Below are 21675 nucleotides of genomic sequence, written 5' to 3'. Positions count from 1 at the left end.
TCATTCAGAGCAATGGAGGTTATAAAAATGAAATTAAGGGATCCGCTCCCTGACTTGAATGGCGCTGCAAGATGGCTCAACAGCAAGTCGCTTACTAAAAACGATTTAATCGGAAAGTATCCTGTTTTAATCCATTTTTGGTCGATCAGCTGTGATACATGTAAACAAGCGATGCCCATAGTGAATGAATTGCGTGATACGTTTCAAGGCCAATTGCGTGTGATTGCTGTACACATGCCCCGGTCGGAAGCGGATGAGGATGTCTATGAGGTAAGGCGTTCTGCCAAAAAGCACCATATGACGCAGCCGATCGCTGTCGATCATGCCCATACCATAACGAATGCCTTTCACAACAGATATGTGCCGGCTTATTACCTGTTTGATGCAAATGGTAAATTGCGGCACCGGCAAACGGGCAGCAGCGGTTTACAAATGCTTCAAAAACGGATTGATCGGGTTATCGCTGAAACAAAATAAAAACTATCTGATACCTCCCACAGGCGGAGGTATTTTTTAAGTGTCTTAACAGTTAAGAGGAATTAGCACTGCACAATTAAAAATTTTTAAAAAAGTGAGTAAAAGGTATGGCATTTTATTTCGGGAACCGTTATATTAGATATTGTGAAAAGACATCGGGGAGGGAATACATATTGGAAACCTTCAAAAAGTTAAAACACTATTACTGGCCATACAGAAAATATTTATTCACATCATTATTTTTTCTTTTGTTTGTCGTGGCTATAACGGTTGTTTATCCAATCGTTCTGCAGTTAACGATTGATGAAGTTGTGCTTGAGGAACGGTATTCATTGATTCCGTATATTGCTGCCGGGTTCTTTCTTATCATGCTTGTAAAAGGTGTTTCTTCTTTTTTTCATCAATATATGGGGGATCTGTTCGGAATAACTGCTGTCTATAAGCTTCGGGAAGCCTTGTACGAAAAACTCCAGGTTTTATCATTCAAATATTATGATAATGCTCGAACTGGCGACCTCATGTCGCGAAAGACGACAGATGTGGAAGGGTTCCGTAATTTCATTTCATTCGGTATCTCTGATCTCATAGAGATTACGATGCTGATTCTATTCAGTTTAGGGGTCATGTTTTACTATTCAATGCCGCTTGCGTTGGTTACCATGGCGGCTATGCCATTTTTAGCGGTTGTTGTCTATCGATTTGATAAACGGGTTCACCCTGCGTTCAGGGGCATTCGAAAATCGTTCGGCCGCCTGAATACCCGCGTCCAGGAAAATATCAGCGGGATGAATACGGTGAAGTCCCTGTCGAAAGAGGACTTTGAGATCGACAGGTTCTCTGATAGTAATGATAATTATCGGCAACATTATTTATTTACATCTGAAATCTGGTCAAAATACTTTCCGGTCATGGAATTTATCGGGAATATATGTGTCGTGCTTTTATTGGCATTTGGCGGGTTTCTGGTCATTAATGGTGGTCTTAGTCTGGGCGCATTAGTCGCCTTTTTCAGTCTTGTATGGTATATCATGGGGCCTTTAATGAACCTTGGATTTGTCATTAACATGTTTTCCCAGGCAAAAGCTTCCGGTGAACGGTTGCTGGAAATTTTGGAGGCAGCGGAAGATGTGACCGAAAAAGAAGGTGCTGTTGATCGGGTGGTTTCCGGCCATGTCACATTTAAAGATGTCACACTAACCTATACAGCGGATGATGATGAAGCACTTAAACATATTTCATTTGACGCGCCCCCGGGAACGGTTATTGGTCTGAGCGGGCCAACCGGGTCAGGAAAAACAAGCATCACTCAGCTGATCACCCGGTTTTATGAACCTGAAACAGGTAAGGTCCTGGTGGACGGGAGACCGGTGGACGATTATCAGTTGGCAGCCCTGCGCAAACAAATCGGGTTTGTGCTTCAAGAATCATTTTTGTTTTCCACTACGATCGGGGAAAATATCCGGTACGGCAATCCGGATATACCGGAAGAACAGATTATCGATGCCGCCAAACGGGCTCAGGCGCATGATTTTATTATGGAAATGCCAAAGGGCTACGATACGATGCTGGGTGAACGGGGCATGGGATTGTCAGGTGGACAGAAACAGCGCATTGCGATTGCCCGGGCAATATGTATTAATCCAAGTATCTTAGTACTTGATGATGCGACCTCGGCCGTTGACATGGAAACGGAATTCAAGATTCAAAAAGCGTTAAAAGAGGTTATGAAAGGACGGACCACCTTTATCATCGCGCATCGTATCTCATCATTAAAACATGCGGATGAAATCCTTGTCCTGGAAAATGGTGGAATCATCGAACGCGGCAAGCATGCTGAATTGATCCACAACAACGGGCCGTACGAACGCATTTACAACATTCAGTACCAAGACCGGGAGCACATTATGGAAACGGCAACTTAAGAAGGGGGGAGCATTATGGCTAATGCAAAACAGGCAGCAAACGAAAACCGGCGTTTAAATCGATTTTATTATACGGTTGACCATGCCGTGGAAAAACCGTTCAACTGGAAGCAGATGTGGCGTTTGCTGGGGTATTTAAAACCATATGCCAGAACGTATTTGCCCGGGGCTATTTCAGCAATGTTTGTTTCCACGGCTGTCCGGTTAATTGTCCCCATTCTGATTGGTAAGATCGCCTTTGATAGCGTCATTGCCAACGGGGATATAACAATGCTCACCTATCTTGTCATCGGTATCGCCGTTTTATATCTTCTAAGCTATGTGGGCAATGTTTTTCGGATAAAATGGGTGAATATACTCGGGCAAAATGTGATTTACGATTTGCGTCAGCACTTATTTTCCCATATCCAACGATTATCGCATCGTTTTTTTGATTCGCGATCGGGCGGATCGATTATCGTCCGGATTATGAATGATACCAACTCCCTGCAAGAACTGTTTACAAATGGGATTATCAATCTCCTGATGGATGTGGTGACACTGACAGGGATAGTTGTTATCTTACTGGTATTAAGTCCGAAGCTGGCATTGGCGATTATGGTCATATTGCCGATCATGTTTTATATTTCAACGAAACTGCGACGGAATATCCGGCGTTCCTGGCAGAATGTACGGATCCAGCAATCTCGCTTGAATTCCCATCTCAATGAGAGCATTCAGGGGATCCGTATTACCCAGTCATTCTCGCAGGAAAAAGCAAATGAAGAATATTTTGCCGGGCTGAATACGGATAATTTTAAGAGCTGGCAAACAGCAACCAAAAAGAGTGCGATGTTTGGCCCGTTTGTGGAAATGAGTAATGCGCTCGGTACCATTATTCTTATTTCCTACGGTGCCTATCTAATTCTGCTGGGCGAGGGGAGTGGTGGGATTGCCATCGGTACGTTTGTATCCTTTGGCTTTTATGTTGGCATGTTCTGGGATCCTATTTCCCGGCTTGGTCAGATGTATAACCAGCTCTTGATGGCCATGTCTGCCTCTGAGCGGATTTTTGAATTCCTTGATGAACAGCCCAATGTCGTCGATAAAGAAGACGGTGCCGATTTAACGGATATGAAGGGCGATATTACATTTGACCATGTTCAATTTTCTTACGACGACGACCGGATTGCGCTGCATGACATTTCTCTGGCTATCAAGGCAGGAGAGACGATTGCCCTTGTCGGCCATACCGGAAGTGGGAAATCAACCATCGCCAACCTGATCAGCCGTTTTTATGATCCGACAAAAGGGGCTGTTAAAGTCGACGGCTATGATCTGCGTGATGTCCGATTGAACAATCTGCGCCGCGGGATCAGTGTCGTTTTGCAGGATACGTTCATTTTTTCCGGCACGATTATGGAAAACATCCGCTTTGGGCGGCCGGATGCGACCGATGAAGAAGTGATTGAAGCATCCAGGGTTGTTGGAGCTGATGATTTTATCCAAAGGCTGGCAAACGGATATGAAACCGAAGTGGAAGAGCGCGGTAATATCCTCTCGGCAGGGGAACGGCAATTATTGTCATTTGCCAGAGCGCTGCTTGCTGATCCGAGGATTTTGATTCTGGATGAAGCGACGGCAAGCATTGATACCGAAACAGAAGTAAAAATCCAGGCTGCGCTACAGCGGCTGTTGAAAGGAAGAACAGCAATCATTATAGCCCATCGGCTGTCGACAATCAGGGAATCGGATAATATCTTTGTATTGGAAAATGGCAGGATCCTGGAAAATGGCAGCCATGACGAGCTGATGAAACAGCACGGTGAGTATTTTGAACTGGTTAAGTCCCAATTTGACATGCTTGATGCTATGTAGGGAAAAAAGAGGCGTTGACCTTGTTTTTCAGAGGTCAGATTAATTGGAATCGGCGCGAGAGCCGATTCCAATATTGTTACAGCAAATCTTTTTCAATCTGCTTCATGTCATACAGATAGCCTTTCTGCTGCATTAATTGATTAAACGTACCGGATTCGATGATGGTACCCTGATCCATGACGATAATCTGATCCATCTCTTCCAGGTTTGTCAGGCGATGACTGACAAGCACAAGGGTATCCTGTTTAGCTTGGTTAAACAGGCGCTTGTAAATCAACTGCTCAGTCAAGGCATCCACTGATGATGTCGGCTCATCCAGCAGCCATAATGGTGCATTTTTTAGCAGTGCCCGTGCGATGGCCAGGCGTTGCTTTTCCCCGCCGGAGAGGTTGTCACCTTTTTCATAGACCGGATCATCCAGGGAAACATAGTCCAGCTCGACATGGGTCAATGCGGCCTGCATTTCGGAATCGGTTAACGTATCGCCGGCAAGCAACAAATTGCTTCGGACGGTACCGAAAAAGAAATGATTTTCCTGTAGGACGACGTTGCTATGCTCCCAAATCGAGTCCGCACTTAATTGGTCAATGGCGATGCCGTCGATACGAATCGGCCCCTCGTCTGCAGGCAGCATGTTCAGAAGCAGCTGCAGTAATGTCGATTTGCCTGAACCGCTTGGCCCGACAATGGCCGTTTTGGAACCGGCAGGGAGGGTCAGATGAATATTTTTAAGTGTTTGACGGGCCTCGTGCGGGAATGTAAATGAAACGCCTTCCATACGAATCTGGAAAGGCTGACTTGATTGTAAAGCTTGCATTTGGTGGGCGTCCTGTCTTGTTTGATTTTCCCCTTGCACGACCGCAGCGAGACGTTTGGCTGCCCGTTTGCTGTCCTGAAAGTGGATGGGAAAGACAGCCATCGGTGCGGCATCTTCAAAAACTGTCAAGGATATCATGACAAGCATGGCCAGCAAAATGCCTTCCAGCTGACCATCGATGACCAGGAAAGCACTCACTGCCAGAACACACCAGGTAACGCTAAACGATACAAACGCGTTGACCGATTGACTGTACAATTTATTAATATTTTCCCGTTCCTGTTCCCTGATATAGGTGTCCGATGACTGGATCAGCTGCCGTTTTTTGTCATGAAGCTGCTGGTGGATTTTCAGATCACGGAAGCCGTGCAGAAATTCGGTTGTTTCGGTTGCCAGCAGTCCACGCTGTCTTCTGACATCACCAGCTATGTTGGCTTGTTTGATGGCAAATATAGCCGGTACGATAAAGACGGTCAACACCATACCAGCAAACAAAATGATGGCTGCATAAATGGAAAAAAACGCGGTGAACAGGATCGTACTCAAAAAGACCAACACTAAAACGATAGGCGGATAAAAGACCCGCAGAAAGAAATGTTGCAGTGTTTCGATATCGCCAACAATCCGGGATAACAAATCACCACTCCTGTATTTTTGAAAAAGCCCCGGTGCTAACGGTTCCAGTTTCTTAAAAAACGACACGCGCATATGACTTAAAATCGTAAATGTTGCCCGATGGGAAAAGTAGCGTTCGGCATAACGTGCGATGGCTTTCGTAATCCCAAGCAACTTTACGGTCGATGTCAATATAATCAGCGTATAAAAAGGTGGTGTTAGAGCCGCTTTGGATATCAAATAACCGCTTGCTGTAAATAGACCAACAGCTGTTATGCCGGCAACGAAGCCAAAGATGATCGAATAAAGGATGTCCCGTTTTTCCAGTATAATCATCTTGATGACGACGGCTAAATCTTTCATTCAGATCTTCCTCCTTGTTGAGCACGAACCATATCCCGATAAGATGATACGGTGTCAACCAGTTCACGATGGGTGCCGGAAGCTGCTAATTCGCCATTTTCCAGAAATAGGATGTTATCTGCATGCTTAATCGTATGCAGCCGATGGGCGACTGTTATAACGGTGGCGTGTCGGGCTAATTGTTTGATCGATTGCTGCAGAATACGCTCTGTTTCAAGATCAAGCCCGGTTGTCGGTTCGTCGAATAAAATAATGGATGGTTTTTTCAAAAACGCTCTGGCCAGTGCAAGCCGCTGCTGTTCACCACCGGACAGTCCGCGCCCCGCTTCGCCGACTAGGGTGTCATAATCATCATCAAGCGATTGGATCATGGCAGCTATCCCCGCCTGTTCAGCTGCACGTTCAATGTCTGCTCGACTTGCACGGACATTCGCACCAATCGTGATATTGTCGGCAATCGTTCCGGAAAAAATATAAGGTTGCTGTGAAATATAACTCAATTGGTCAAACCAGGCTTTTTCACGGTAATGTGATAGCGGAACACCATTCACGACCATCCGGCCATTTTCTACTGGTAGAAGACCGGCCACAAGGTGCAGTAAAGTCGTTTTTCCGGAACCACTCCTGCCGGCAATCGCCATTTGCCCATAAGGCGGTATGTCGGCCGTTATTCCTTTCAATACAAATTGGTCGTCCCCGTAATGGAAACCGGCGTTTTGCAGTTGAATCGCTGGCGGCGTGGCGTCAGCAGTCAAATGTTTGTCTCCCCACTGAACCGGCAGTGTGGATTCAGCCAATGCGTCCGTCACCTTCTGCGCCGCACCCATGCTACTCCGTCCATTGTGAAATGTACTGCCAAGCTGTTTCAAGGTTGTATAAAATTCAGGGGCCAGCACCAGCAAAAAGAATGCCGTAAAAAAGCTGATACGCTCATATATAATCAATTGAATGGCCAACTCAAGGGCGACGATGCCGATGCCGAGCATGGCAATCAATTCAAGCATAAATGAGGATGTGAACGCGACTTTTAAAATTTGCATGGTGGCATCCCGGAAGTTTAAGCTGCTTTGTTTAATAGCATCGTTCTGTTTGTTTGCCTGTCCAAATAGTTTAAGGGTGGTCAGGCCTTGTAACGTATCCAAAAAACGGCCGGAAAAAGCTGCCAGTTTTTCTTGCTGTTCTTCTGCTTTCGTTTTCGTCTGCATGCCGACAATCATCATAACAATCGGGATGAATGGGGCGGTAATAAGCATGATCCATCCTGTATTGGCATGCTGGGTAAACGCAGTCCCTAAAATAAGCAATGGTATGATTGATGTCCGGATCAGCTGAGGTATATAGTCGCTGAAGTAACTGTCCATGTCATCCACGGCGTCCAGCAGTGTGCTGATTTTCCTGCCGGATTGTCCCTGCATCGAATGCATGAGGGGATTACCAGCAAACTTATCCAACAGGGACCTTCGATAGGTCGCTTTCACATTTGCAGCCATCCTGATACCGATGCGGTCGTTTGCATAAGAAGAACCCGTCCTAATCGCTAGGACAGCTAATAATCCCACCAGCATCCAAATAATATCCGAAAACACAGCCTGTTTCAGAAATACCCGATCGACAATGGTAACGAGAAAATAGGCCTGCAGAATAATCGATAGGGCGGTTATGAACGACAGGATCAACTGGCCTGTCATATGCCATTTATACATGAATGTCATGTTTCGTAAGCTGTTCATCGCTGCTCAGTCCTCCGGAAAATATCGCTAAAAACTATTTCTTGCCTTTGACGTAATCAGCATCGAACAAAAAGAGTTTCATTAACAAAATTAATGAAGGAATCAATAAGAGTAATCCGCCGATAAACGCTGTCACAAGCGCTATACCCATTGATTCATGTGTGGCACTGTCATAAACCGTGATAAACGGATCAAGCAGGTACGGATAATGGCCGATGCCATAACCGAAAAAGGCAAAGACATATTGCAGCATCACGCTAATAAATGCCATACCGTAATATTTTCCCTGGTACAGGAGCCATGCGGTCGTCATAAAAAACCCGACCGATAATCCAAGCATCCACCATAAATCCAGCATGCTCTCATAATGACCGCGATTATGCTGGCTCAAAAAGATAAATGCTGTCAGTGCGGCGATAATTGCCGGCGTACTCCAAAACAGGGCAAATTTGCGCACCAGCTTTAACGCCGGATAATCCTTGGCACGGGAAGCATAAAATGTCAAAAAGGTCGCACTGATGAACAATACGGACACGATGGACAATGCAACAATGCTCCATGAAAGCGGACTTGTGAACAGTTCGAGATACTGCAGTGAAACCACACCGTTTTCCTCCACAATAAATCCGCCTTCAGACAGTGTCAGGGCAACTGATAAGGAAGCAGGGATCAGCAAGCCGGTAGCCCCGTATAAAAACATATAAACTGTGCTTTGTTTGGATCCATAATTTTCAAAGGCGTAAAACGAGCCACGGATTGCCAGTAGTATAATGGCGATACTGCCGGGTACCAATAAGGCTGTTCCGTAGTAATAAGCCGTTTCCGGAAAGAATCCGACAATACCGACAAAGAAGAAGACGAAAAAGACGTTTGTCACTTCCCAGACGGGTGACAAATACCTTGAAATCAGCTGATTGATCACGTGATCCTGTCTGGTGATTCTAGCATAAAAGGCAAAAAACCCGGCGCCGAAATCAATCGAAGCGACAATCAGGTAACCATACAGGAAGATCCATAACACAAAAATACCGATCATTTCATAGCTCATGATTCATCATCCTTTTCAAACGATGGATAATGCTTCTCCAATTCTTCCTCAGCCGGATTGTCCCGGAACAATTTTCTTAGTGTCACGACGCATAACGTGCCCAGCACAATATACAAGGCAAGGAAAAGGACAAACATTAAACCGATATATGGGGAGGACGTAGCGGCTTCTTCAACGGTCATATAACCCCTGATAATCCACGGCTGACGTCCTTCCTCGGCGTAAATCCAGCCGAATTCAATTGCCAGCATGGCCAGAGGGCCACTCAATACAATCAGGGAGAGCATTCCTTTGTTGTGCTCGTTGCGCTTTTTCAGTTTACTTAAAATGAAATACAACAGCGCTACACCAGGCAAAAGGAAACCGATGGTAACCATCAGGTCGAACATGTAGTGCACCCAAAGCGGCGGCCACTTATCCTCAGGGGTCTCCTCGAGTCCTGTTACTTCAGCATTGAAATCACCATAAGCAAGAAAACTTAAAAAGTTGGGGATGCGGATTTCGCCGACTGCCTCATGGGCGTCATTCAGCCAGCCGAACAGCAGTAAATCGGCCCCTTCTTCCGTTTCAAAATGCCATTCTGCTGCAGCCAGTTTTTCCGGCTGATGGACTGCCAGGAACTTTGCTGATGAATCACCGGCAATGGCTGTTAATACAGCAAATATGAACGTCAATGTCAACGTCAGTTTCAACGCTTTCTTATGGTAATCAGTCGTTTTCTTTTTCAGGATCATAAACGCCGTGATAGCAGCTAGAATAGCGGCACATGTTAAATAGGCTGATGTTAATACGTGAAACACTTTGGTTGGTGTTGCCGGGTTTAACATGGCGGCAATCGGGTTAACGGCTGCAAATGTGCCATTTTCCGTGGTAAATCCATCAGGTGTATTCATGAAGGCGTTGACTGTCGTAATAAAGACAGCGGAAAAGCCGCCGCCGATAATAATCGGCAGGGAGAATACCCAATGGATGTACTGGTTGTTAAACCGGTCCCACGTATATAAGTAAATGCCAAGAAAAATCGCTTCAAAGAAAAACGCAAAGACTTCCATGAAGAGCGGAAGGCTGATGACATTCCCTGCAACCTGCATAAAATTCGGCCATACGAGGGATAATTGCAGACCAATAGCCGTTCCGGTAACGACACCGACGGCAACCGTAATGACAAAGCCCCTGGTCCAGCGTCTTGCCAGCAGCCGGTAGTGCGGATCATTCTTTTTTATCCCAATCAATTCAGCAATCGAAATCATTAGTGGAACGCCTACACCGAGCGTGGCAAAAATAATATGAAACCCAAGTGTCATAGCGGTAAGCAATCTGCTCATAAGGACCGTATCCAATTCCACGGCAGAGCCCTCCTTCATTTGAACATGATATATAATCGAAAGGGTACTGTTTCGAACGGCGGACATAGTTTTCCCTATATAGATAGTATAAAACATAACAACCCGGTCTTACACAGGCAGCTGTGACAGGGGGGTGAAAACTTTGTAGCAGAAACGTTACAAAAAAAGCGCCCGGTTGGATGTTCGCTGGTGTCAGATGGCGTCTAATATGATAGACTAAGAGCAAATAACTGGATGGAGGAACCGGTATGAAACGTGACTATGCGGTAATCGGTTTAGGCCGTTTCGGCGGCAGTATATGTAAAGAGCTCAGCCAGGAAGGCATGCAGGTTTTGGCGATCGATGCGGATCAGGATAAAATAAATGAGTTCAAAAATATAGCATCCTACGCCGTTATTGCCGATTCGACGGATGAAGCAACACTTAAGGAATTGGGTATCAAAAACATTGATCATGTTATTGTCGCAATCGGTGATAATATACAGGCCAGCATTTTAACGACTGTTGTATTGACTGACCTAGGTATCAAAAAAATTACGGTGAAAGCCCAAAATGATTACCATGAGAAAATATTAAACCGGATTGGTGCCAATCAGGTCGTGCATCCGGAGCGAGATATGGGAAAACGTATTGCACATAATATTATTTCCAATAATATTCTTGATTATCTGGAACTTTCAGATGATTACAGTATTGTTGAAGTGAAAGCAGGCAAAAAAATGCATGGCAAAACATTGGTCGAACTGGATATCAGGGCAAATTATGGCTGTAACGTCGTCGCCATTAAGCGTGATAAAGACATTAATGTGTCCCCGGCGGCAGATGAACTGCTGAAGGAGGATGATGTCCTTATCGTGATTGGTGCTGATAAAGACTTATCCAGATTTGAAAAGCATCTGGTCATCGAGCAGTGATGAAAAGCTTTTGCATGACGTGAACGCTCCTTCTACCTTTATAATCGATCAGAAAATGAAATAGGTGGCATGAAATTTTAATTTTTTCATGCCACCTTTTGTTAATTTTATTCGATTATAGTTAAAAGTAACCGTTTATGAATTGTGTGAAATCAGCTGATTTCCATCAAGCTGATCTCAAGCCTGTAGGATGCAGGTCCGATCGGCGTTGATACAGGACGTGGTGTATTCCGCCGAACTTCCATTCCGGCCTCTGGAAAGACAAGGAAAAGACCGGGTTTTTCTTCTTAAACTTCCATAATAATCGGCAAAATCATTGGTCTGCGTTTTGTTTTTTCAAAGAGGAATGGTGCAATGGTATCGGTTATTTCATTTTTAATTTCAGACCATTGACTTGTCTTGCGTTCCATGACTTTTTCAAGATGTTTGGAAACAAGTTTTTGGGCTTCCTTGATAAGGTCCTCGGATTCCCGCATGTAAACAAACCCGCGGGAGATGATATCCGGGCCTGAAGCGATTTTGAATTGTTTCATGTTGATACTGACCACGACCATGACGAGGCCTTCTTCAGACAGGATACGCCTGTCACGTAAAACAATATTACCGATATCGCCGATGCCGCTTCCGTCAACATAAATGGAACCAGACGGGATCTTTCCGGCAATCATGGCATTGTCACTGCCTAAAGCCAGAACATCCCCATTATCCATAACAAACGAACTGGCCGGGTCGACGCCACAAGCATCACCAAGCTTGAGGTGTTCTTTCAGCATACGGTATTCTCCGTGAATCGGCATAAAATATTTCGGCTTCATCAGTCTGAGCATCAGTTTTTGTTCGTCCTGGCTTCCATGCCCGGACGTATGGATGTCACTCAATGGACCATGAATGACATCTGCTCCAGCCCGATACAGTTTATTGATCGTCCGGCTGACACTCACGGTGTTTCCTGGGATTGGTGAAGAGGAAAAGACAACCGTATCGCCAGGAATGATTTGGATTTGCCGGTGTGTCCCGTTTGCTATACGGGACAAGGCAGCCATCGGTTCACCCTGTGAGCCTGTACACAGGATGGTCACCTTATGGGCCGGGAGCCGGTTGATCTGGTTCGGCTCGATAAAGGTATCCTTAGGCGCCCGGATATACCCCAATTCCTGACCGATGCGGATGGACGATTCCATACTGCGGCCAAAAACAGCAATTTTACGATTGTGTTGGACAGCCGCTTCAACGACTTGTTGAAGGCGGTATATATTCGATGCGAATGTTGCAAAAATCACTCGGCCGTCAACTTTGCTGAAGATGTCCCGGATATTTTGCCCAACGACCCGCTCGGACATTGTAAAACCTGGTACTTCACTGTTTGTACTGTCTGAAAGCAGACAAAGTACGCCTTCTTTGCCAATTTCAGCCATTTTGGTTAAGTTTGCAGGATCGCCCACAGGTGTGAAATCAAATTTGAAATCACCGGTATGCACGATATTGCCTGGTGGTGTTTTAACCACGACGCCATATGAATCAGGAATACTATGGGTGGTACGGAAAAAGGAAACGGATGTTTTACGGAATTTAATCACATCGTCCTCTTGAATGGTATTTAACTTGGTATTACGCAATAAACCATGTTCTTCTAATTTGTTACGAATTAAGCCGGCTGCAAGTTTTCCTGCGTAGATAGGCACATTTATGTCACGCAAAAGGTAAGGGATCCCGCCAATATGATCCTCATGCCCATGCGTTATGAATAAACCTTTAATCTTATCCTGGTTTTGCGTCAGGTAAGTGTAATCCGGGATGACATAATCGATACCCAGAAGTTCGTCTTCCGGAAATTTAATCCCGGCATCGACGAGGATGATTTCATCCTGAAACTGGATACCATAGGTGTTTTTCCCAACTTCACCGAGTCCACCTAACGCAAAGACCGCTGTCTGATCATTTTTGACAAATTTCATCCGCTAAACGGTCTCCAGTGTGAAATGGTCGGATTTCTTTTCATAAGCTAAATGTGCTTCATCCAATAGCTGGATATATTCGATATTATAATTTTGGCCGGCAAGTTTACGTCGTACATCTCTTTCAGAATCAGCTTCGACATATAAGCTTTTCGTTCGTTCACGTACAGGTATTTCTTCAGGAAGTTCCTGATATAACACTTTAAAAACCATGATTATCTCTCCTATCGTGTCGGTTCTTTTGTTAAAAAAAGCGTATTCCGTTCTGTATCCCTGTTCAATTGGTTCGTTAATTCATTGCCAAATAGCCTGTATCAGCAGATTAAACAGCAGGTGAGCGTCTTTTCACCTGTATAGCCGCCTGTTCAGTATATGGCCTAACGGATTATTACAGCAAATGTGATACCTTAGAGCCTGCCAATCCACCAATCCGCAGATTGATAGCTTAACTGGTCTGAAACGTTCAGGCGTAACGGGGCGGGCTCCGGGTTTTTCCTGCATGGTTGGTTTAGTCCAGGTAATCCTTTTTAAAAGTTGTGGGTACACGTCCTCTTCCCAGAAAATCTTTCAAGCGTTTTTTCAGCTTTTCTTTCAGGCGTTTTAACATGAGACTGACATCTCCCTTCAGACATGTAAGAAAAGCAATAAAAACGTTCTACCGATCCAATCCCTCTTACCTATAGTATAATACGGTTTAAACAAATTTGAAACAAAAACACTGCAATTGTTTAAAAAAATCGGCTTATGCATTCTCCAAGATTGATTTCAGCGTGATTGATATATCGTTATTTTTTGCTTGTTTATGTAAATTTATACAGGAATCAATGAAAATAGATTCCTGTACAGCGTTCTTATCCCTACGTGTAAAGATGAACGCTCTGCTTTACCCGATTGGTTTGGAATTGTCGGGAACGGTGAACGGATTTTCCGGATTAATGTAGTCATAGAACATGACACCGTTCAAGTGATCAATCTCGTGCTGCACAACGATGGCAGCATAGTCCCGCAGCCGCAATTTGAGTTCCTGACCATCCATTCCGATGGCTTTCACCGTGACACGTGCGTTACGGGGCACATAGCCCTGTACGTCACGATCGACCGAAAGACAACCTTCCCCGGTCGACAGGTAAGCCTGTTCAACCGAATGGCTGACAATTTTCGGGTTAATGAGTCCGTAACTGCATAGGCGTCCCTTTAAGTCCTCGAAATGGACAGCACACATCCGCTTGTTAATGCCAAGCTGCGGTGCAGCCAGACCCACCCCGGGTCTTAAATGATATTGACCTGCGATGTCTTCATCTTGACTGTTTTTGATGAAGGTCAGCATGTCATTTAATAATTGTATATCGTTTTCAGTTGGAGGAACTGTTACTTCCTCAGCCTTTTCACGTAAGGACGGATGCCCTTCACGAACAATATCATTCATAGTAATCATCGTCTGACACTCCCTAGCATAGTCATAACGGTATTCTAACATAATATAATTTACTATATGATAATTTTGCTGAACGGGAAAAAATCTGTGAATGAAACCTGGTCCCTTTACGTGGTATGTTATACTGAGGGACAATTTAAACTAGTTCGAGAGGAGATATGTTTTGTGTTATGGAAAAAGTCATTATTCATTAGTTTATTTATTCTAGTTATTGTTCTGTCTGCCTGTAGTGGTACGGCCACATCCGAACAAATGTACAATCATTTGGAGGAGGCGGTTGAACTTGAGCAGACGTTTCAAAAACAACAGCAGGAAATTGTAACATTGGAACAAGAAGAACAGGAAATATACAGCCAGGTCATTGATCTGAGCATGGACGAGTTTGATAAAATCAAAGAATTATCCGCACAGGCATTGGATAATATTGAAACCAGACAGGAAAAAATTGAACTGGAAAAAGAAAGCATGGATACTTCCAAAGAAGAATTTTCCAACGTTGACGATATGATAGCTGATCTGGAGGATGAAACGGTAAGTGAGAAAGCTGATGAAATGTCCAATGTCATGATGAATCGCTATGATGCGTATGACGATCTGCACGAATCCTATGCCAAATCACTGGAACTGGAAAAGGATTTGTATACAATGCTCCAAGAAGAAGATCTTGAGCAGGAAACGTTATCCAATCATATAACGGAACTGAATGACAGTTATCAGAACGTTATTGAAGCTAATGAAACGTTCAATGAGTTGACAACTGAGTATAATACGCTGAAAAAGGAATTTTATGAAGCCGCCGAAATTGAAGTTGAATATGAGGAAGACATGTCATCGGAAGAAAAGAAAAGCGATCAGGATGATACAGATGAACCGGAAAAAGAAAAACAAACAGATTCAGATGACTAAATCATCTTTTGGGTTCTGTTTATAACGTTAGGAAAATATAAATCATGGGTGACCTTATACAAAAACCCGATGTTCGCAAAAATGTTGCGAATACCGGGTTTTTCTAATGCCTCAGTGCCACCGGTCACTAATACAGTTACCAAGACTTGTTATAACAGAGGAGCCGTTTAGATTGCATAAATCAGTGTAAACGCTGTCACCCTTGTGAAAAAATGAAAATCTAAAACAAAACAATTGACCTAATCGTTCTATGTGGGCTACACTTTAAACTGAATCATGAATTGTACCAGTGATTTTTGCTTTTTAGGTGTAACAGTTCTCCCGTTTTGTGAACATCATGATTACGGGCGATTAAATAAGGGAACATGTTTTAAAGCAAATGGGTACAGTTTCATTCATAATTCAGGAAGACTGGAAAAGAATATAAACAGTTGAACAGAAAGGAAGAGGTGAACGATTGTGAAGGATGTACTTGACAATATTGAGAGTCAGTTCGAAATGTTCCAGGTTCTTAATGAAGACGGTGAAGTCGTGAACGAAGACTGGATGCCTGACCTGCCAGATGATGACCTGAAGGAACTGATGCGCCGGATGGTTTATACAAGAGTGCTGGATCAGCGTTCGATCGCATTGAATCGTCAGGGGCGTTTAGGTTTCTATGCACCGACGGCCGGACAGGAAGCATCACAATTAGGAAGCCATTATGCACTGGAGGAAGATGATTATTTATTGCCTGCATATCGTGATGTTCCGCAACTGATTTGGCATGGGCTTCCGCTGTACCAGGCATTCCTGTTTTCCAGAGGCCATTACCACGGCAACCAGTTTCCGGAGGGTGTGAACGGGTTGAGCCCGCAGATCATTATTGGGGCCCAATATACGCAAGCAGCCGGTGTAGCACTTGGTCTCAAAAAACGCGGTAAAAAGTCTGTCGCCGTTACATACACAGGTGACGGCGGAACGTCTCAGGGCGATTTTTATGAAGGTGTCAACTTTGCGGGTGCTTATGGTGCTCCGGCTATTTTCTTTGTGCAAAATAACCAGTTTGCCATTTCCGTTCCGGTTGAAATGCAAACGAATGCGAAAACATTGGCACAAAAGGGAGTAGCAGCAGGTGTTCCAAGCTATCAAGTTGACGGTATGGATGTTTTTGCTGTTTATGCGGCTACCAAACATGCTCGTGAGCGTGCCGTGAACGGTGACGGCCCTACACTGATTGAAACGCTGACATACCGTTATGGTCCGCACACCATGGCCGGTGACGACCCGACACGTTACCGTACAGAGGATATGACGAATGAATGGGAAAAGCGAGACCCGCTTGTCCGCTTCCGCAAGTATCTTGAAGGCAAAGATCTCTGGTCGGAAGAGGAGGAAAATAAAGTCATTGAAGATGCCAAAGAAGCCATTAAAAAGGCCATCAAAGAAGCGGATGATTATCCAAAACAAAAAGTGACGGATTTAATCAGCATTATGCATGATGAACTTCCAAACAACCTGCAGGAGCAAATGGAAGAATATAAAGAGAAGGAGTCGAAGTAAATCATGGCACAAAAGACAATGATTCAAGCCATCACGGATGCCATGCATCATGAACTGAAAAACGACGAAAATGTACTAGTTTTCGGTGAAGATGTTGGCCAAAACGGCGGCGTATTCCGTGCTACAGAAGGATTACAGGATGAATTCGGGGAAGACCGTGTATTTGATACGCCACTTGCCGAATCGGCAATCGGCGGCCTCTCGCTTGGTTTGGCACTGCAGGGATTCCGGCCGGTACCTGAAATACAGTTCATCGGCTTTATCTATGAGGCAATGGATGCCATTAACGGGCAAATAGCACGTATGCGTTATCGCTCAGGCGGTAGTAAATCCGCTCCGATTACCATTCGCACGCCGTTTGGAGGTGGCGTTCATACACCGGAACTGCACGCGGATTCTTTGGAGGGGCTTATTGCCCAGCAGCCCGGGATCAGAGTTGTTGTACCATCAACCCCGTATGATGCTAAAGGCCTCTTGATTTCATCAATCCGCAATAACGATCCGGTATTTTTCATGGAACATATGAAACTTTACCGTTCATTCCGCGGCGAGGTGCCGGATGACGCTTACACGGTTGACCTTGATAAAGCAGATGTTAAGCGGGAAGGCAAGGACGTCACCCTTGTTGCCTATGGGGCAATGGTGCATACAGCGCTGAAAGCTGCGGAAGAATTGGCGAAAGACGATATTGAAGCGGACGTAATTGATTTACGTACGATTTCACCGATTGATACCGAAACAATTGTTGAATCGGTTAAAAAGACAAACCGTGTAGTCATGCTGCAGGAAGCCCAGCGTCAGGCAGGGGTTGGCTCACAGGTGATCTCGGAAATTCAAGAACGGGCCATCCTGCATCTGGAAGCACCGATTATGCGCGTAACGGCCCCGGATACCGTTTATCCGTTTTCACAGGCAGAAGAAGTATGGTTGCCGACGCATAAAGACGTCATCGACAAAGTGAATGACGTCATCAATTTTTAAAGAATGATTGGAGGTTACAGGAATGGCATATAATTTTAAACTTCCTGATATTGGTGAAGGCATCCATGAAGGTGAGATCGCCAAGTGGTTTGTTAAAGAAGGCGACGAGGTTCAAGAGGATGACGTGCTATGTGAAGTTCAAAACGATAAAGCCGTCGTCGAAATCCCATCACCAGTTGAGGGAACAGTTACGAAAGTCCATGTTGATGAAGGCGAAGTAGCGGAAGTAGGCAACACAATAATCTCGTTTGATGCAGAAGGCTATGAATCTGATGATGAGGAAGCGGAAGAAGCGGAACAGGAAGCAGCGGAAAAAACCGAAGAAGAAGCCAGTGAAGTATCAGATGACAAAAAAGGCAGCGATGAAGCTGCTGAGCAAAAGCCTGATAAAGAACAGCCATCCGCTGATGATAAACGTGTCATTGCCATGCCATCAGTCCGTAAATATGCCCGGGACAACGATGTGAGCATTCAGGAGGTTCAAGGTTCAGGCAAAAATGGCCGCATCCTAAAAGAAGATGTTGACGATTACTTAAGTGGTGAACAAGAGGCCGGAGAACCCGCTGAAGCAGATGAAGATACACAACAACCTGCCGCAGCACAGACCTCTAAAGGCGATTATCCTGAAACCCGCGAGAAAATGAGCGGCATCCGGAAATCAATTGCCAATGCCATGGTGAATTCCAAAACAAAAGCACCACATGTCACCCTGATGGATGAAGTGGATGTTACCGAACTCGTGGCACATCGCAAGAAATTTAAAGCAGTCGCCGCTGAACAGGAGATTAAACTGACTTATTTGCCATATGTCGCAAAAGCGTTGATTTCCGCATCGAAAAAATATCCGATTTTAAACGCTGCGGTGGATGATGATACAAGTGAAATCGTTCATAAGCAATATTACAATATTGGTATTGCTGCCGATACGGATAAAGGTTTGCTGGTACCAGTGGTGAAAGATGCAGACCGTAAATCAATTTTCACCATTTCACAAGAAATCAATGAATTGGCAGAAAAGGCGCGTAGTGGTAAACTTGCACCTGAAGAGATGAAAGGCGCTTCCAATACGATTACCAACATCGGATCCGCCGGTGGTCAGTGGTTCACGCCGGTATTGAATTATCCGGAAGCTGTCATTCTTGGCATCGGACGCATTCAGGACAAACCAATCGTCCGTGACGGGGAGATCGTTGTGGCGCCGGTATTGGCCGTATCCCTCAGCTTTGATCATCGGATTGTTGATGGTGCCACGGCACAACTGGCATTGAATCAAATTAAGCGTCTGTTGAACGATCCACAATTAATTATGATGGAGGCGTAAGCTATGGTAGTAGGAGATTTTCCAATCGAACTTGACACACTAGTGGTTGGAGCAGGACCTGGCGGCTATGTGGCTGCCATCCGTGCTGCTCAAACCGGTCAGAACGTGACAATCGTGGAAAAGGGTGATTTAGGCGGTGTCTGCCTTAATGTTGGTTGTATTCCGTCTAAAGCGCTGATTGAAGCAGGCCATAAGACACAGAGTGCCCACGGAAACGAAGAAATGGGCATTACAACCGAAAATGTTTCCGTTGATTTTTCCAAAGTCCAGGAGTGGAAAGGAAAAGTCGTCAACAAATTGACCTCAGGTGTCGAAAGTCTGCTGAAAGGCAACAAGGTTGATATTGTCAAAGGTGAGGTCTACTTTGTTGATAAAAACACGGTTAAAGTGATGGACGAAAAAAATTCTCAGACATACACATTCAATAACTGTATTATTGCAACAGGCTCAACGCCGATTGAGATTCCGAATTTCAAATTTTCTGATCGTGTGCTTGATTCAACCGGCGCTTTGAACCTTCAGGAAATTCCAGAAAAAATGGTCGTCGTCGGTGGCGGTTATATCGGGATTGAACTCGGTACGGCCTATGCCAACTTTGGCACCGAAGTAACCATTCTTGAAGGCACAAAAGAGATTCTCGGTACATTTGAAAAACAGCTTAAACAGCCTGTCAAAAAAGGCTTGAAGAACAAAAATGTCAACGTTGTAACCAAAGCGATGGCTAAAGGTGTCGAGGAAACTGATGACGGTGTTAAAGTTACGTATGAAGTAAATGACAAAGAGGAAGTAGTTGAGGCGGACTATGTGCTCGTAACAGTTGGGCGCCGTCCAAACACAGATGATATTGGCCTTGAGCAAGTCGGTATTGACGTTACTGATAAAGGACTTATTAAAACTGATAAACAAGGGCGTACCAATGTCGATAACATCTTTGCGATTGGTGACATCGTTGAAGGCCTACCGCTTGCTCACAAAGCATCATATGAAGGAAAAGTGGCAGCCGAGGTTATCGGCGGTGAAAAATCAGAAATTGACTATCTTGCCATTCCTTCGGTTGTCTTCTCTGATCCGGAGCTTGCCAGTGTTGGTTATACGGAACAGGAGGCGAAGGATGCAGGTTATGACGTGATGGCATCCAAATTCCCGTTTGGCGCAAATGGCCGTGCTTTGTCATTGAATAATACGGAAGGCTTTATGAAGCTAATTACCAGAAAAGAAGACGGACTGGTCATTGGTGCCCAGGTTGCCGGACCAAATTCCAGTGATGTCATTGCGGAAATTGGGCTGGCCATCGAAGCCGGTATGACTGCCGAGGATATTGCGCTCACCATCCATGCTCATCCAACACTTGGCGAAGTAACGATGGAAGCAGCAGATGTGGCATTGGGTACACCAATCCATACGATGTAATAATCAAAAATGAAAACGCGGTTGAATGAAGCCCCGATAATAATAACGCCACGTCCACGAAAACTGGACATGGCGTTATTATTTTGCTTTGGTCAAGGTTTACAGCCTTTGAAATAAGGCTGTTTTCTAACACAAAACCCATATTCTGCGACGTAACTTTATCAGGAATTCCTTCCAAACTTCAGAATTTAAGTAAGTGCTGGTCCATCGCTGCGGAAAAACACTTGGTGCTCGTCACGTTAGTAGTTATTTCGGTGAGGCATACGCTCCTCGCAGGTTGAAGCGTACTCAGGGAAGCCTTGCTTTGTGCTGATTGCTCGTCGCACTGCGGAGTCTCATCTAGGCCTCTGCTCCCACAGGAATCTCCGCTAGTTTGGATTTACCAACCGTTAATTATGGCAGTAATAGTATTCGCATCACGCAACTTAACTAGTTCGGGTGAGTGGAGGGCGGTGACTCCTGCGGGAACAGCACGTGTCCGAAGACCCCGGAAGAAGCGTTCTTTGCTTCTGAGGAGGCTGAGGCCGTGCCCGCGGAAAGCATCCGCCCGAAGCGATCCCGGACGGCGGGAATGACACGTACTTATAGAAATCAACCTAGCAGCAATTACGTCGCACTTTTTCCCGCATCTAAAGGTTAGTAACCCGCCAAAATACGGCGGCTAACTGACCTTAAATGCCCGATTCTGTTCAACTAACATTCAGTGGAGAAAAACATTCCACTGAATGAAGTTTCACTTTATATCAACTGCGAGCAATTAAATTTACGAAAAGAGCTTTAAACAAAGACCTAGATTATAGTTAGTCTTCTGCTTTTTTCCCGCTGCTTGACAGCTTATCGATCATTTTTAGAACTGTTTTCACTGCAGTGGAGGTGATGGCAACCACGAAAAAGCTGTCCAGAATTGGACAGCACTGAGGAGTAAAAATTTTTCGAGATAATCCTAAAAATATGAAACCTAAAATATGGAAATTATGGTATAATATAACAAATGGGAATGTTATTATACCGCATATTTTAGGGGGGGGGTTTTGAG

17 protein-coding genes are annotated in these 21675 nt (G+C 44.8%); 9 read left to right on the top strand and 8 right to left on the bottom strand.

Annotation, left to right across the window (positions count from 1 at the left end):
- Nucleotides 1–27 precede the first annotated feature (27 nt).
- The 3 genes from ACFQ4A_RS07490 to ACFQ4A_RS07480 all read left to right on the top strand — a co-directional run bounded on the left by ACFQ4A_RS07490 (nucleotide 28) and on the right by ACFQ4A_RS07480 (nucleotide 4256).
- Nucleotides 28–477, top strand: coding sequence for a TlpA family protein disulfide reductase (locus ACFQ4A_RS07490; protein WP_382399146.1), 450 nt, complete (start codon nucleotides 28–30; stop codon nucleotides 475–477).
- A gap of 173 nt (nucleotides 478–650) precedes the next feature.
- On the top strand, nucleotides 651–2399 hold the full coding sequence (locus ACFQ4A_RS07485; protein WP_382399144.1) for an ABC transporter ATP-binding protein: 1749 nt from the start codon (nucleotides 651–653) through the stop codon (nucleotides 2397–2399).
- Between the two features lie 15 nt (nucleotides 2400–2414).
- Entirely contained in the window at nucleotides 2415–4256 is a 1842-nt protein-coding gene (locus ACFQ4A_RS07480; protein ID WP_382399142.1) for an ABC transporter ATP-binding protein, read from the top strand.
- A 76-nt stretch (nucleotides 4257–4332) separates the two neighbouring features.
- Here ACFQ4A_RS07480 and cydC read toward each other — a convergent pair whose 3' ends face one another.
- The 4 genes from cydC to ACFQ4A_RS07460 are packed head-to-tail and all read right to left on the bottom strand — an operon-like array spanning nucleotide 4333 to nucleotide 10175.
- A complete protein-coding gene (cydC, locus tag ACFQ4A_RS07475) occupies nucleotides 4333–6051 on the bottom strand; it encodes a thiol reductant ABC exporter subunit CydC (RefSeq protein WP_382399140.1) in 1719 nt (572 codons plus the stop codon).
- Nucleotides 6048–7781, bottom strand: coding sequence for a thiol reductant ABC exporter subunit CydD (cydD, locus tag ACFQ4A_RS07470; RefSeq protein ID WP_382399138.1), 1734 nt, complete (start codon nucleotides 7779–7781; stop codon nucleotides 6048–6050). The genes cydC and cydD overlap by 4 nt, the downstream gene beginning before the upstream one ends.
- A gap of 34 nt (nucleotides 7782–7815) precedes the next feature.
- Nucleotides 7816–8829, bottom strand: coding sequence for a cytochrome d ubiquinol oxidase subunit II (locus tag ACFQ4A_RS07465; protein WP_382399136.1), 1014 nt, complete (start codon nucleotides 8827–8829; stop codon nucleotides 7816–7818).
- Nucleotides 8826–10175 carry a cytochrome ubiquinol oxidase subunit I gene (locus ACFQ4A_RS07460; protein WP_382399134.1) on the bottom strand — a complete coding sequence of 450 codons (1350 nt, stop codon included), beginning with the start codon at nucleotides 10173–10175 and terminating at the stop codon, nucleotides 8826–8828. The genes ACFQ4A_RS07465 and ACFQ4A_RS07460 overlap by 4 nt, the downstream gene beginning before the upstream one ends.
- Nucleotides 10176–10423: 248 nt before the next feature.
- Here ACFQ4A_RS07460 and ACFQ4A_RS07455 point away from each other — a divergent pair, with 248 nt between their 5' ends.
- Complete coding sequence (locus ACFQ4A_RS07455) at nucleotides 10424–11089, top strand: potassium channel family protein (protein ID WP_382399132.1); 666 nt, start codon at nucleotides 10424–10426, stop codon at nucleotides 11087–11089.
- Nucleotides 11090–11376: 287 nt separating this feature from the next.
- Here ACFQ4A_RS07455 and rnjA read toward each other — a convergent pair whose 3' ends face one another.
- The 3 genes from rnjA to def all read right to left on the bottom strand — a co-directional run bounded on the left by rnjA (nucleotide 11377) and on the right by def (nucleotide 14479).
- Nucleotides 11377–13044 carry a ribonuclease J1 gene (rnjA, locus tag ACFQ4A_RS07450; RefSeq protein WP_382399130.1) on the bottom strand — a complete coding sequence of 556 codons (1668 nt, stop codon included), beginning with the start codon at nucleotides 13042–13044 and terminating at the stop codon, nucleotides 11377–11379.
- A 3-nt stretch (nucleotides 13045–13047) separates the two neighbouring features.
- Nucleotides 13048–13257, bottom strand: coding sequence for a DNA-dependent RNA polymerase subunit epsilon (locus ACFQ4A_RS07445; RefSeq protein WP_382399128.1), 210 nt, complete (start codon nucleotides 13255–13257; stop codon nucleotides 13048–13050).
- A gap of 670 nt (nucleotides 13258–13927) precedes the next feature.
- Complete coding sequence (gene def, locus ACFQ4A_RS07440; protein WP_382399126.1) at nucleotides 13928–14479, bottom strand: peptide deformylase; 552 nt, start codon at nucleotides 14477–14479, stop codon at nucleotides 13928–13930.
- 165 nt (nucleotides 14480–14644) lie between these two features.
- Here def and ACFQ4A_RS07435 point away from each other — a divergent pair, with 165 nt between their 5' ends.
- The 5 genes from ACFQ4A_RS07435 to lpdA all read left to right on the top strand — a co-directional run bounded on the left by ACFQ4A_RS07435 (nucleotide 14645) and on the right by lpdA (nucleotide 20639).
- Nucleotides 14645–15385 (top strand): YkyA family protein, encoded by a 741-nt coding sequence (locus ACFQ4A_RS07435; protein ID WP_382399125.1) that lies wholly within the window; start codon nucleotides 14645–14647, stop codon nucleotides 15383–15385.
- 459 nt (nucleotides 15386–15844) lie between these two features.
- Nucleotides 15845–16927: a pyruvate dehydrogenase (acetyl-transferring) E1 component subunit alpha gene (pdhA, locus tag ACFQ4A_RS07430; protein WP_382399124.1), complete on the top strand. Its 1083-nt coding sequence runs from the start codon at nucleotides 15845–15847 to the stop codon at nucleotides 16925–16927.
- A 3-nt stretch (nucleotides 16928–16930) separates the two neighbouring features.
- Nucleotides 16931–17908 carry an alpha-ketoacid dehydrogenase subunit beta gene (locus ACFQ4A_RS07425; RefSeq protein WP_382399123.1) on the top strand — a complete coding sequence of 326 codons (978 nt, stop codon included), beginning with the start codon at nucleotides 16931–16933 and terminating at the stop codon, nucleotides 17906–17908.
- 22 nt (nucleotides 17909–17930) lie between these two features.
- Nucleotides 17931–19229: a dihydrolipoamide acetyltransferase family protein gene (locus ACFQ4A_RS07420; RefSeq protein WP_382399121.1), complete on the top strand. Its 1299-nt coding sequence runs from the start codon at nucleotides 17931–17933 to the stop codon at nucleotides 19227–19229.
- Nucleotides 19230–19232: 3 nt separating this feature from the next.
- Nucleotides 19233–20639: a dihydrolipoyl dehydrogenase gene (lpdA, locus tag ACFQ4A_RS07415; protein WP_382399119.1), complete on the top strand. Its 1407-nt coding sequence runs from the start codon at nucleotides 19233–19235 to the stop codon at nucleotides 20637–20639.
- A gap of 800 nt (nucleotides 20640–21439) precedes the next feature.
- Here lpdA and ACFQ4A_RS07410 read toward each other — a convergent pair.
- The coding region (locus ACFQ4A_RS07410; RefSeq protein ID WP_382399117.1) for a hypothetical protein at nucleotides 21440–21675 on the bottom strand (236 nt) is incomplete at its 5' end.

The organism is Lentibacillus salinarum, assembly GCF_042679865.1.
Classification (GTDB): Bacteria; Bacillota; Bacilli; order Bacillales; family Amphibacillaceae; genus Lentibacillus; species Lentibacillus salinarum.
This window is presented reverse-complemented; position numbering and strand designations above follow the sequence as displayed.